The organism is Vibrio sp. HB236076, from assembly GCF_040957575.1.
In the GTDB taxonomy this organism is placed as follows: Bacteria; Pseudomonadota; Gammaproteobacteria; order Enterobacterales; family Vibrionaceae; genus Vibrio.
In genome coordinates this window covers 50,778-64,052 of record NZ_CP162602.1, presented here as the reverse complement: position 1 = coordinate 64,052, position 13,275 = coordinate 50,778, and the positions used below count along the sequence as shown (strand labels likewise).

General features: G+C 49.4%; 7 protein-coding genes. 6 read left to right on the top strand and 1 reads right to left on the bottom strand.

What is annotated here, in order from left to right; all coding sequences use genetic code 11:
• Nucleotides 1-183 precede the first annotated feature (183 nt).
• The 3 genes from melB (at nucleotide 184) to AB0763_RS13535 (ending at nucleotide 6,936) form a co-directional block, all read left to right on the top strand.
• Nucleotides 184-1,581, top strand: a complete 1,398-nt coding sequence (gene melB, locus AB0763_RS13545; protein WP_306099722.1) for a melibiose:sodium transporter MelB — start codon at nucleotides 184-186, stop codon at nucleotides 1,579-1,581.
• A gap of 133 nt (nucleotides 1,582-1,714) precedes the next feature.
• The gene (locus AB0763_RS13540; protein WP_306099721.1) at nucleotides 1,715-4,807 is read left to right on the top strand and encodes a beta-galactosidase; all 3,093 of its coding nucleotides are present in this window, start codon (nucleotides 1,715-1,717) and stop codon (nucleotides 4,805-4,807) included.
• Entirely contained in the window at nucleotides 4,804-6,936 is a 2,133-nt protein-coding gene (locus AB0763_RS13535; RefSeq protein WP_306099720.1) for an alpha-galactosidase, read from the top strand. Before AB0763_RS13540 ends, AB0763_RS13535 begins: the two co-directional genes overlap by 4 nt.
• Nucleotides 6,937-7,101: 165 nt before the next feature.
• On the opposite strand, the gene AB0763_RS13530 is transcribed toward AB0763_RS13535, so the two are convergent.
• Nucleotides 7,102-8,100, bottom strand: a complete 999-nt coding sequence (locus tag AB0763_RS13530) for a substrate-binding domain-containing protein (RefSeq protein WP_306099719.1) — start codon at nucleotides 8,098-8,100, stop codon at nucleotides 7,102-7,104.
• Nucleotides 8,101-8,301: 201 nt separating this feature from the next.
• On the opposite strand from AB0763_RS13530, the gene AB0763_RS13525 reads away from it, so the two are divergent.
• From AB0763_RS13525 to AB0763_RS13515, 3 genes are all read left to right on the top strand, one after another.
• Nucleotides 8,302-8,919, top strand: a complete 618-nt coding sequence (locus tag AB0763_RS13525; RefSeq protein WP_306099718.1) for a glutathione S-transferase family protein — start codon at nucleotides 8,302-8,304, stop codon at nucleotides 8,917-8,919.
• 79 nt (nucleotides 8,920-8,998) lie between these two features.
• Nucleotides 8,999-10,132, top strand: coding sequence for an exonuclease SbcCD subunit D (locus tag AB0763_RS13520; protein ID WP_306099717.1), 1,134 nt, complete (start codon nucleotides 8,999-9,001; stop codon nucleotides 10,130-10,132).
• Nucleotides 10,132-13,179: an SMC family ATPase gene (locus tag AB0763_RS13515; protein WP_306099716.1), complete on the top strand. Its 3,048-nt coding sequence runs from the start codon at nucleotides 10,132-10,134 to the stop codon at nucleotides 13,177-13,179. The genes AB0763_RS13520 and AB0763_RS13515 overlap by 1 nt, the downstream gene beginning before the upstream one ends.
• Nucleotides 13,180-13,275: the final 96 nt, after the last annotated feature.

Below are 13,275 nucleotides of genomic sequence, written 5' to 3'. Positions count from 1 at the left end.
TTGTTCATGTTGTCCTTTGGTTTTGCCCCTAATCTCAGGGGCTTTTTTCACATAATGTGACAAGTTTAACATTTATTAACATCGGAGTGGAAACGTTTACACAAAGGCATGTCTGATCACAGAATCTCGCCACCATCTTGGTATTCTTGCGGCGAAATAACAATAAAGAACGAAGGCATTTTTATGAATCCTACCGCAATAACGTTAAAAACCAAACTGTCCTATGGCTTAGGTGCGCTCGGCAAAGACTTTGCTTGTGCCCCGATTTATATCTTTTTGATGTTTTATTTTACCGATGTGGCCGGTCTCTCTGCAGCTTACGTCGGCACCATTTTTTTGGCCGCGCGAATTATCGATGCGATTACCGACCCGATGATGGGAATGGTGGTAGATAATACGCGTTCGCGTTTTGGCAAATTCAGACCTTGGATTGTGATCGGTACCTTGATCAATGCCGTGGTGTTGATCGCGCTATTTAGCACCCATTTATTTGAAGGCGTGGCTTTGTATGTTTACGCTGCGGTGGTTTATGTGCTGTGGGGGTTGACCTACACCATTATGGACATTCCTTATTGGTCAATGATCCCAGCGATTTCCGACCAAAGAAAAGAAAGAGAAAAACTCGTTGTATGGCCGCGTTTGTTTGCGAGCGTGGCATGGTTTGTGATTGGCAGCTACGGCTTGTATATTGTCGGCGTACTCGGCGATGGCGAGCAAGGCCAGGGTTTTATTAACTTGGCCATGTTAATCGCAGTGCTGTTTGTCATCAGCGCCTTTATCACCGTGAGTCATGTAAAAGAAAAAGTGGTCGCAACCGTTGATCATGAGCAGAAAAAATTCAGTGTTTCAGACGTGCTCGCTATTATCCGTGGCAACGATCAATTAAAAACCCTCATCGCCACTATTTTATCGTTTCAAATTGCCAATATGCTGGTGAGCGGCTTTGCGATTTATTACTTCACCTACGCTTTGGGTGACGAGTCATTATTCCCCGTTTACATGTTGGTGGCCGGCGCGGCTGAAGTGGCGGGGGTCTTCTTGTTTCCCAAATTGGCGGCTTGGTTACCTCGTCGATGGTTGTGGTTAACCGCCTGCGCCTTGCCGGTGTTGTCTTGCTTGCTTTTAATTGCGATGAATCTGTTTGATCCCGGTAATTTATGGTTAATTGGCCTATCGGGTGCTGCCATTAAACTGGGTATTGGTATTGCCAATGCGCTGCAAACCGTCATGCTGGCCGATGTCGTCGATTACGGCGAATACAAAACCGGGCATCGCAGTGAAAGCGTGATCTTTTCTGTGCAAACCATGCTGGTGAAATTTGCCGGGGCGGCGAGTGGCTTTATTGTCGGTGTTGGTCTGACGCTGATTGGTTATCAAGCCAATCAAATCCAAAGCGATGACACCATTGCCGGATTACAGCTAATGATGATTGGTCTGCCTGTGATCATGATGTTGCTAAGCGGCTTTATCTATAAGCGTTTTTATCGATTGCACGAAGGGTTTGACCAGGCTCAATTCGAAGCGTCAGAACAAGCCACTGAGCCCGATGAGCAAAAGCCCACGCGTCCTTCCATGGCGTAATACGCTGTGTAACGGCCCAATAAGTTGACTGACTTGGCGGGCCTATTATCTGCGAAATCCATTAGCCATTTCGGTCTAAAATTTGTTCACCTAGTGCGACGGTTCATTAAACGGTCGCCGAACTGAGGTAATCATGCGTTCATTTCAAGATATTCTCAATGCCAAAGACTGGCAAAACCCATTGGTTGTTAAGCTCAACACGTTACGTCCGCATTCGCCGCTGAATGCCTATTGCTCACAACAAGATGCGCTCAAAGGGCAGAACGCACAGCGTCAGTGTTTAAACGGCGACTGGCGCTTTGCCCTGTTTGATCAAGTCGAAGCGGTGTCGGAAACCTTTATTGAGCCCGACTTTGCCGACCGCCAATGGTCATCGATTGCGGTGCCGAGTAACTGGCAATTACAAGGTCACGACAAACCCATTTACACCAATGTGAAATACCCCTTTGCCGATGCGCCGCCCCAAGTGCCAAAAGACAATCCCACCGGTTGCTATCGCACTGACTTTCACTGTGAGGAGAACCTGCTCGACAAACAAACGCGCTTGGTGTTTGAAGGGGTGAACTCCGCGTGTCACGTTTGGGTCAACGGCCAGTGGATTGGTTACTCACAAGACAGCCGATTGCCGGTGGAATTTGATGTTTCACGTGTGATTAAAGCGGGGCGCAATACCCTGGCGGTGATGGTGATGCGTTGGTCAGACGGCTCTTATCTTGAAGACCAAGACATGTGGTGGCTCAGCGGTATCTTTCGCGACGTGTATTTGTATCGCAAGCCGCAATTGGCGATTGAAGACGTTTTTATTACTCCGAGTTTAGATGCGTGTTATCGCGATGGCACCTTGAATATCAGCACGCGCTTAACCTGTGATACCACGTCTCATTCACTGTCCGTCGCCCTGTTTGATCGCCAAGGCCAACCGGTGAAAATGCAGGGTGAAACGACACAATGCAGTGGGCAAGTTGCGGTTGACGAAAAAGGCGCATGGCGAGATAGGATTGATCACCGCGTGACGATAGATAACCCACATAAGTGGAGCGCTGAATCCCCTTATTTGTATCGCTGCGTGTTGTCTTTGTACGATGAGCAGCAAATCTTGGTGGATTGCGAAGCGTACTCGGTGGGTTTTCGGTGTGTCGAAATCGATGACGGAGTGCTTAAACTCAATGGGCAAGCCTTGATGATCCGAGGCGTCAACCGCCATGAACACGATCCGAACCACGGCCATGCGATTGATGAGGCGAGTATGCGTCGCGACATCGAGCTGATTAAGCAAAACAATTTTAACGCGGTCAGAACGGCGCATTATCCCAATCACCCTTTGTGGTATCAGTTGTGTGATGAATACGGTTTGTATTTGGTGGACGAAGCCAATATCGAAACTCACGGTCAGTTCCCGATGTGCCGGTTATCCGATGATCCAATGTGGAATTTTGCGTACATGCAGCGCATGATGTCGATGGTTGAGCGCGATAAAAACCATCCATCAATCATTATTTGGTCATTGGGCAATGAATCGGGGATTGGCAGTAATCACCATGCGATGTATCAATGGACCAAACAGCGTGATCCCTCCCGGCCCATTCAGTATGAAGGCGGTGGTGCCAATACGGCCGCGACAGACATTATTTGCCCAATGTACGCGAGGGTTAATCAGCATCAGCCGCACGAGTCCGTGCCAAAGTACGCGTTGAAAGAGTGGCTGTCGCTACCGGGAGAAACGCGGCCACTGATTTTGTGTGAATACGCACATGCGATGGGCAATAGCTTGGGCAGCTTTGAAAAATATTGGCAAGCGTTTCGCGATTATCCGCGCTTACAAGGTGGCTTTATCTGGGATTGGGTCGATCAGGGGCTAACTCAAGTCGATGAACAAGGCCAGCAATATTGGGCTTATGGTGGCGACTTTGGCGATGAGATCAATGATCGTCAATTTTGCATCAATGGTTTGATGTTTCCCGACCGCACACCGCATCCTACCTTGTATGAAGCAAAATACGCCCAGCAGTATTATCGCTTTACCTTATCGCAAGCGACCCTCAACATTGAAAGCGAGCATCTATTTTGCAGCGAAGCTTTGACCTTGCAGTGGCAACTGACTCAGGGTGAAACCACGCTGCTTTGCGGGCAACAAGACGTTGAGATTCAGGCACAGCACACCCTATCGGTCGAATTAGAGTCATTGCAAGACTGGTTGGCGCATCAGGCTGAGCACACGAACAAAGAAACGCTGTTAACGGTCAGTTTGGCCTATCAAGAGCCACAAGCTTGGTGTTTAGCCGGACACAAGGTGGCGCAATTTCAACACGTGATCACCGAAGCCCTTGCCGAGATGGATCAGGGTATTGAGCTCGCCAAGGTGGCGCTGGTTCGCCAGGACGAGGTGATAGAGATCGCTTGTGAATCGCACCGCTGGCAATTTGATCGCCGCAGCGGGTATTTGCTCAATTGGCAGCAGGGCCAAAATACGATCCTTGGCAGTGCGTTAAAAGATAACTTTTTTCGCGCGCCCTTAGACAATGATATTGGTACCAGTGAAGCGGATCTCGTCGACCCAAACAGTTATCTCGCCCGGTGGCAAAGCGCTGGCCTGGATGCCCTCGAAGTGCAACCTCAAGGGCTAACCGTAAGCGAGGTACAAGACAGTGTCGTGCTCTGCGCTCGTTATCATCATTTGGCGAAAGGGAAAGCGGTCTTGGCGACCGAGTGGCAATATCGCTTTGGCACTGGTGGTGCATTACAGCTTGAAGTCAATGTCGAACGTTTGGCTCCACTGCCGCCGTTGCCAAGAGTGGGGCTGTGCTTTACGCTGCCACAGCGCCAGCCGGTGACCTGGTATGGACGCGGGCCATTTGAAAATTACCCCGATCGCAAGCAGGCGGCGTTACTCGGTTGTTATCAACTTGAGCTTGACCAATTGCACACGCCTTATATTTTCCCCACCGAAAATGGCTTGCGCTGCGATACCCGCTGGCTCAATTTGGACACTGTCACTCTGTATGGCAATTTCCATTTTAGTGTCAGTCGCTATGATCACCAAAGCCTAGCCCGCGCGAAACACACCAACGAATTGGTCGCCGGCGAACCGCTTGTCAGTATCGATCACTGCCATATGGGCGTCGGCGGCGACGATTCTTGGACGCCGAGTGTACACAGTGAATACCTGTTGACACAATCTCATTATCGCTATCAATTGACGCTGCGCCCACAAGGAGAAAAAGTATGAAACCCAAGCTGTATTCGCTGACCGGTCAACAGTCACAACTGATCCTCTCCGTCAGTGAAGTGGTGGAAGTGCTGCATTACGGCAAAAAAATCACCACCTTTGATGGCCAATGCGCCATAGCGACCGACAGTGCGTTTAAGGCATTAGCCAGAGGGATCCCTTATGGCCGTTTAGATTCGGATGTGCCGGTGACTTTTAGCCCAGATTTAGGCCGCGGTCATTTTGGCAGCCCCGGGCTTGAAGGGCACCGAGAGGGCCAAGACTGGGCACCGGTCTTTCAAGTCAGCCAGGTGAGCGAGACAGACCATCACTTGCAAATTGACAGTGTTGACGAGCAGGCCCAATTGTTGCTGAGTTTATCCTTGACCTTAGGGCAAGACGATGTCCTGATTATTCAGCAACGTTTGACCAACTTGAGTGAAACGCCATACTGGGTGAATCGTTTGGCCACCACGCTGTCTTTGCCTGAACGCGCCGATGAACTGCTGACGTTTCACGGTCGTTGGGTTAAAGAATTACAGCCAAAGCGCCTGGTGCTGCCCGCCGGTGGCTATCAGCAAGAAAATCGCCGTGGACGCACATCTCATGAGCACTTTCCGGGCCTGATTGTTGGCCAGCAAGGCTTTGACGAACAACGCGGTGAGGTTTGGGGAGCGCACTTGGCGTGGAGTGGCAATCACAGGTTGCGAGTGGATGTCAAAGCAGACGGCCGACGGTTGTTGCAAGCTGAAGCCTTGTACTTTGCTGGTGAAATCAGTCTGTTGCATCAACAAACCTTAACTACACCCAAGTTATACGTCAGTTACTCATCCGCAGGTCTTAATACCATGAGTCAGCAGTTTCACCGCCACGTTAGACGTGACATCCTGACCCCTCGGCTGGAGAAACCAAGACCCATTCACCTCAATACCTGGGAAGGTATCTACTTTGACCATCAACCGGACTATATCAAATCGATGGCCAGTAAAGCGGCCAGTATTGGTGTCGAGCGATTTATCATTGACGACGGTTGGTTCTTAGGTCGCAACGACGATACTTCATCGCTAGGGGATTGGTATGTCGACCAGGAAAAATACCCGCAAGGGCTCAAACCGGTGATTGATCACGTTCACGAGCAGGGCATGGAATTTGGTCTTTGGTTTGAACCTGAAATGATCAATAAAGATTCACAGCTCTATCGCCAGCATCCAGATTGGTTATTGGAGGTACCAGGTTATCAGGCCCCAACCGGTCGCCATCAATACACCTTGAATTTAGTCAACCCCGGGGTGATTGATTATCTGTATCAACGTTTGGCGCATTTTTTGTCGCAATACGAGATCGATTACATCAAATGGGACATGAATCGCGAAGTGGTTCAGCCTGGGCATTTAGGCAGAGCGGCAGCGCAAAAGCAAGTACTGGCATTATATCAACTAATGGACAAACTCAGCCAGCAATTCCCCCATGTGGATATCGAGTCTTGCGCCTCGGGCGGCGGGCGCATGGACTATGGCATTTTGACACGCAGCCATCGCTTTTGGTTGTCGGACAACAACGACGCGCTAGAAAGGCAAACGATACAGCGCAGCATGAGTTACTTTTTCCCACTCGAAGTCATGGGTTGTCACATCGGTGCCGATCACAGCCACACCACAAGGCGCAGGCACAGTTTGTCGTTTCGGGCTTTGACGGCTTTGTTTGGTCATATGGGATTAGAGCTCGACCCCAATGACGTTGATGAAGACAGCTTAGCGCAGTATCGCCATTACATTGCCATGCACAAACAGTGGCGTTCGCTGTTGCACAGTGGTGATTTTTATCGCTTAAACGTCGACGATGATAAGGCGCAAACCGCCTACATGGTGTGCGAGCAAGACCAAAGCCAAGCCTTGATGGTCCTTGCGCAGTTAGAGATGCCAACTTTTGCTTTATCGGGTCGTCTTCGCGTGCCGGGCCTTGCTGCGGATGGGCAATATCTAGTCAAGGTATTAGACGCACCAGACAACCTCGAGGCCATCGTCAATCAGCAGCCGCCATGGCTGAACAATCCGCTGGTGCTCAGCGGTGAATGGCTGGCTGAAGTGGGGCTGGCCACGCCTTTGTTGGACCCAGAAAGCGCGTTGTTACTGCATTTTGAAAAGCTATAACCGCAGGTGTTGATATCCTGCCAATCTAACAAATCAGATTGGTATCAAAACAGAGCTGAGCTAGGCTCTGTTTTTTTATCTGAACGATGATAAGTGAAGAAAAGAGCAGACTCGGTATAAGACTATTGTGGGTTTGAAGCCGCGTTAACAACACCAGGATGGCGATTAAGCACGGCGACTGACGGAGTCTCTTTTTACCACGGTCGGTTGGAAAGTTAAGGTTTGAGCGCGGCTGCCTGGGTCACTGTGGCACAGCGCCAATTCGGTCGCTTTGGTGGCCATCAACTCAATCGGGTAGCGAATGGTTGTCAGACGGGGTTTGACATAGCGAGCAATCAAGCCATCGTCAAAACCGACAATGGACATTTTCTCTGGCACGGCAATGGCATTTTCATCTAATACCGATAATGCGCCCGCCGCCATATGATCGTTGTAGGCAACAATGGCACTGATCGGCAGAGCTTTGGCCAATAAATTGGTCATGGCTTGCTCGCCACCATCGCTATTGGGCTCGCTAGATTCGACGTAACTGGCGTGAAATTCGAGCTGGTGATCCTTAAGCGCTTGTTGATAGCCTTGTAAGCGCGCCTGACAATCTTCAATACCATGGCTAGAGCTAAGGTAACCGATATGAGTGTGGCCGTGGCGAATTAAAAACTCAGTGGCTAAATACGCGCCGCGGTGGTTGTCGAGTGAGATGCAGCGCTTGGCGATCTCATCGATGTGGCGATTGATGAGTACCATGCCTTTGACTTCGTTGGCATAGGCGATAAGCTGTTGATCACTTAACGCTTTTGAGTGGATAATCAAGGCATCACAGCGGTTGCTGATCAGCAGTTCTATCGAACGTTTTTCCATCTCGGCATCGTGATAGCCATTGCCGACTAAGATGTGTTTGCCGTGCTGGTGGGCAACGTTATCCACGGCTTTGACTAAGGTGCCAAAAAAGGGGTCTGAGACATCACCGACCAATACGCCCACCGTATTACTGCTTTGGCTCACCAACGCTTTAGCCGCGGCATTGGGTCGATAACCGAGCTTTTTCATTGCCAAGGTAACAGCATTAATCGACGCTTCACTGGCTTTTGGCGAGTGATTGATAACGCGGGAAACGGTGGCGATAGAAACTCCGGCTTCTTTCGCGACGTCTTTAATGGTGGCCATAGTGCCCTTTGTTTTGTGACTCGATAGAGAGTATTAAACACAGTCGTTGCGAGGAGTGCAATCAAGTTGGTGATTTTTAATCTAAAAAATGCAGATTCAGCGCTCATTTTTCAGTGAAAAACAGTTATTTTTGCCCTTTTGTGGTAACTTTTGATTGGAGTGTGCAAATGCAAAATAGCCCTGAAAGTGAAAGGAGTCAGGATGAAATTATATGAAAACTCAGCAACGCCAAGTTGCCGACGAGTGAATCTCTTTCTCGCAGAGCTAGGTGAAACCTTCGATATTGAACGCATTCATGTCGACGCCCGAGCCGGGGAGAATTTAACCTCAGAATTCAAAGCAAAAAGTTTGAACGCCAAGATCCCAACGCTGGAGCTTTACAATGGCGATAGCCTGTGTGAAAGCACCGCCATTTGTCGGTATTTTGCTGAGTTAGCGGGGCAAACGGACTTGTTTGGCCGCACGGCTTATCAAAAAGCGAAAGTTGAAATGTGGCAACGCTTGCTTGAACTTGAAGGTATCACCATGGCTTTCCAAGCGTTTCGCCATCTCACGGCGACCTTCTCTGATCGAGAAAACTGTTTGCCAGAGTGGGGAGAAGAAGCCAAGTTGCGTTTAGAACAATTTTGGCCCAAGCTCGATGCTCAACTCGCCGAACATCATTATGTGATTGGTGACGAGTTTACCATTGCCGACATCAGCGCCATTGTTTTAGTTGAATTTGCCATGCGTACTCAAGAGTTTGACCCCAGCGAAAAGACCCCCAACATTGACCGCTGGTTTGACATTGTCAAACAAAGGCCCGCAATGCAGGGTTAATCATGCCATTGAGTGAGTTAGATGTGCAGCGCGCTCTGGTGCGCTGTTTTTTGTTTTACCCAATCACAGTGCTCTATTTATGAAATTTATTCATACTGCCGATTGGCACTTAGGCCGCCAATTTCACAACGTTTCTTTACTCGACGACCAAGGTGCCGTACTTGAACAATTCATCGCCTATGTAGAAGCAAACCCCGTCGATGCCATTGTCATTGCCGGTGACATTTACGACCGCTCTGTACCGCCCACTCGTGCGATTGCCCTACTTGATGAGGTGTTAGAGGCTTTGTGTGAGCGCTTAAATACCCCAGTGATCATGATCCCAGGCAATCACGATGGGGCGCAGCGTTTAGGGTTTGCAGCCAAGAGAATGAAAAACTCGGGTCTTTACATCATCAGTGATTATGACTCGATGCTCGAGCCTGTGGTTCTCACCGATGAGCAAGGTCAATCGGTGGCGTTTTACGGCTTGCCGTACAGCGATCCAGAGCAAGCGAGCGAATTTTTACAACAACCTGTCAAAGACCACGACCAAGCGCATCAAGCCCTGGTGGCACGTATCCTGGCCGATGCCGATCCACAGATGAAAAAAGTACTGATCGCACATTGCTTTGTCGATGGGGCGATTGAATCCGATTCCGAGCGCCCACTGTCGATTGGCGGGGCCGATCAAGTCAGTCACGAGCATTTTTTACCCTTTGATTACACCGCGCTTGGCCACTTACACCAACCACAAAAAAAAGGCACAGACACGATTCGTTACTCTGGGTCATTAATGAAATACAGCTTTTCAGAGCAGCATCACAACAAGGGCTTCACGCTGGTTGATATACGAGCCAATGGCATTGAGCTCACCCATTGTCCGCTTAACGCCCCTCACAATATGCGTATTTTGGAAGGGGAAATGGCGACGTTGTTAGCGCAAGGCCAGCACGATCCCGGTCGAGAGGATTATTTGTTAGTGCGCTTACTCGACAAACACGCGATCTTAAATCCCATGGATAAACTGCGTCAGGTTTACCCCAATGTCCTGCACTTAGAAAAGCCGGGGATGAACATCGGCGAAGAGCAACCCCTAAATTTTGATGGCTTGGCGCGCAGTGAGTTGGATATGTTTAACGATTTTTACCGCGAAGTGCAGCAAGCGGAGTTAACCGAGCCACAAAAAGAGGCCTTAACAACCTTGATACAACAAATGACGGATGACGTGTAATGAAACCTTTGAAACTGGAAATGCAAGCCTTTGGTCCGTTTGCCGAGCGTGAAAGCATTGATTTTTCTCAATTTGGGCCCGCGCCATTATTTCTTATCAACGGGCCGACTGGGTCGGGTAAAACCACCATTTTAGATGCGATTTGTTTTGCTTTGTACGGTGAAACCACCGGCAATGAGCGACAAGGCAATCAGATGCGCTGCGATCTCGCCGATGAAAGTTTGGCAACCGAGGTCAGCTTAGAGTTCGCGTTACACGACAAACAATACCGCATTACGCGCCAGCCAGAACAGATGATGCCCAAAGCGCGTGGTGAAGGATTGACCAAGCGAAAACACACCGCCAGTTTCTATCAACTTAACCCTGAACCAGAGTTACTGAGCAGTAAAGCCAGTGAAATTAAGGGACTGATTATTGAAAAACTGGGCCTTAATGAGCATCAGTTTCGCCAAGTGATGGTATTGCCACAAGGCCAATTTAGGCAATTGCTGCTCGCCAGTTCGAGTGAACGTGAAGCGATTTTTGGTCAGTTGTTTCAAACCGATATATACAAAAAAATCGAGTTCGCCCTCAAAGACAAAGCGGCGGCGATCAGTCGTCAAAAAGCGGATTTGGATATTAAAGTCACCAGTACGCTGGCGATGGCCGAGGTCGACAATGAAACGGCACTGGGCGAGGCACTGACTGAGAATCAGCGTCAGCGTGAGCAGCAAGAAAAACAACTCGACCAGTTTAAAAAGCAGCGCGATCACGCCAAACAGCAACTCGACCAGGCTGAGCTCTACCAAAAAACGCAAGCATCACTGCAGGCGGTGACAGAGCGACTGCAGACTCATCAACAAACCGAATCGACGGTGATGGCGGCGCAAAACGAGCTCAAATGGGCTGATCAAGCGCAGCAGTTAGTACCGGCCTATCAGCAATATCAAAGTGCTTTACAGTCTTTACAATTGAGTACAGAGCAATGGCAAGACGCCAAGTCGCGATGGCCAGAGATTGAGCAAAATACCCATAACGCTGAACAGCAACATCAACAAGCGCTCGCGCTTTTACAGTCCGTCCCACAGTGGCAAGACAAAGAAAATAAACTCGCCCAACAAATCCAACTTTGGCAACAGTGGCAGGTGCAAAGCGAGCAATTCACGGCGAAGCAACACGAGATCACGCAAGTAGAAAGCCAGTTAGTTAAATACGCCGCCCACAGTAAAACGCTGCGCGATGAACTCGAGCAAGCGCAAAGGCAATGGCAGCAAGCCAGCGAGCAAAAAGCGCCGTTACCCACCTTGCTTGAACAACTCGCTAAGCACAATGAACGCATTGACAAGTTACAGCAATGGCAACAACTCGACCATCAGCAGCGCCAACGCGAGCCGCAAAGAGACGAGGCACTGACGCGAAAAACGCACAGTGAAAAAGCGCTAAAACAGCAGCAACAGGATTTGGATGTGGCTGAGCTACATTGGCATCAATCTCAGGCTTATCAATTGTCGTTAAAATTACAGCGCGGTCACGCCTGCGCCGTGTGTGGCAGTTTGGAGCATCCGAGCCCAGCACCTATGCCGGATAATGTGATTGATCAGCCGGCGCTCAACAAGCTCAAACAAACACTTGCCAAGGCGCAGCAGCAACATCAAGACGCGGTTCAAGCGTGGCAAAAAATTGAGCATGACTATCAAAGTTGTCAGCAACAAATCGCAATCTTTTCAGATCAGCTTGGCAAAGACGGACTGGCGCACTTGGCTGACGCGGTTAAAGAGCAGCAGGCGATGGCGGCGCAAATTGAACGCTTAAAGAGGATCAACCTTGAGCAACAGCAAGACCAGATTCGACAGTTAGAGCAGCGTTTACAAAAAGGCGCCGATCTCGAACAGCAGCAACGCCATCAGCTCAGTATTTTACAAGGTCAGTGTGAAGCGCTGGCGATCCAGATAGCCGACATCGACAAGCAGATCGACAAACAGTACCCCGATTTAGAGGCGCTGCTCGAGGCCAAGCAAGCATTGCAAAAACAAATCAGCCACGCGCAGCAACAAGAGCTTGTCAGCCGCGAGCAATTTCAGCAGTGGCACAATCAGTCTTTGACCCTCAAGGCGCAATTGACGACTTATCAACAACACGTCAGTCAATGTCAACAACAGGTCGACAGCGTTCAAAAAGCTTGGCAACAGGCGTTGGAAAACAGTGAGTTTAACAATGAAGAGGCATTTTTGGCCGCTCAACGTTCAACACAAGATAAACAGGCGCTAAGAGAGCGTATTGATGCGTACCGTCAAACCTTGATTCAGTTGCAACAAACGCAACGCGATCTGGAGCGTTCTTTGTCTGAACAGGTCGTATTGGATGTGGCGGAGTGTCAACAAGGCGTGCAGCAAGCACAACATCAGTTGTCAATTGCAGAGCAACAATGGAGCCAGCTGCAAAGTACTGCTCAAGCGCTGACGAAAGCGCAGAATATATTGAACCAACTTAAAAAAGATAACCAACAATTAGAAGAAGCCTATCACACCTTTGGTACGCTCTACGATGTGGCCAGTGGAAAAACCGGCAGCCGAATTAGTTTACACCGCTTTGTACTGGGGGTGTTACTCGATGATGTCTTGATCCAGGCCAGTCAGCGTCTATCCTTGATGAGCAAAGGTCGTTATCGATTGATCCGTAAATTATCGGGCTTTAAAGGTGCGGCGGGGCGAGGACTTGATCTCGAAGTGGAAGACGGTTACAGCGGTAAAAGTCGCGATGTGGCTACCTTATCTGGAGGGGAATCATTTATGGCGGCATTGGCCCTAGCGCTTGGTTTATCCGATGTAGTGCAAGCCTATTCTGGCGGCATCCGTTTAGACACTTTGTTTATCGATGAAGGGTTTGGCAGTTTAGACCCAGAATCACTTGACTTGGCCGTGCAAACACTGGTTGATTTACAGCAACACGGGCGGATGATCGGGGTGATTTCTCACGTTTCCGAGCTCAAAGAGCAAATGGCATTACGCTTAGATGTCAGCACCAGTGTCACCGGCTCACGTATTGCCCTTATTAAACACAGCGTCTAACGCGTCATTCAATGTTTTTATCAAAGGGTGGATCACCGCGCGCCATCCTTTTTTATATAGTTTGCCCTAAATCACATCTGTTGATCTTTTGCCGGT